Raw genomic sequence first — 723 nt, 5'->3', positions numbered from 1 at the left:
ATATTACGATTAGTGAGTTACCTGATGAGGAATCTTTAGATAAATTAGATTACATTCCAATTATGGGCACCCTTACCTACAAGCCTAAGGCTTGTGATATGTGTGAAGTTAAAAATGAATCTACTCAAGACATCAGTAAATATGGTTTTAAAGAGACAGGTGTGCGGTTGCCTGATGGTCCTGGAAAACCTATTAAGTTTACACTTAAAAAGCAACGATTTAAGTGTAAACACTGCCAAGCCACTTTCATTGCGCAATCATCAATCATTAAAAAAATTCGATTCTATTTCTATACTATCTAAAAATAAAATAGCGGTAGAATTAACAGAGACGCAGTCAATGAAGCTTATTGGACAACGGTATCACGTCTCTTCAAATACTGTATCAAGAATCCTATTAAAAGCAGCTAGTGCATTAAATCCTAAAGGTAATTACCTACCTGAACATCTTTCCTTGGATGAATTTAAGTCTGTAGATGATGTAGAAGGAGCGATGAGTGCAATTCTTGCAGATCCTCATAATAAACGTTTGATTGACATTATAGAAAATCGAAAACAGCAGTCGTTAATTCGGTATTTCCATCGTTATTCTAAAGAAGCTCGAGCTGCAGTAATGACGATTTCAATGGACCTATATTCTCCATATATAGGCGTTGTTAAGGCTTGTTTCCCTAATGCAAAAATTGCTATTAATCGTTTTCATATCGTACAATTACTAAATAAT

Annotated in this window: 1 protein-coding gene and 1 pseudogene; both read left to right on the top strand. The window is 34.4% G+C overall.

Features of this window, described 5'->3' with window-relative positions:
- Nucleotides 1–302 (top strand): annotated as a pseudogene (locus tag HMPREF3116_RS09025) (transposase family protein); the annotation flags it as partial.
- Nucleotides 303–339: 37 nt separating this feature from the next.
- On the top strand, nucleotides 340–723 hold a 384-nt coding region (locus HMPREF3116_RS09020), incomplete at its 3' end, for a transposase (RefSeq protein ID WP_168125812.1).

This window comes from Aerococcus sp. HMSC10H05, from assembly GCF_001806975.1.
Lineage (GTDB): Bacteria > Bacillota > Bacilli > Lactobacillales > Aerococcaceae > Aerococcus > Aerococcus viridans_B.
This window is presented reverse-complemented; position numbering and strand designations above follow the sequence as displayed.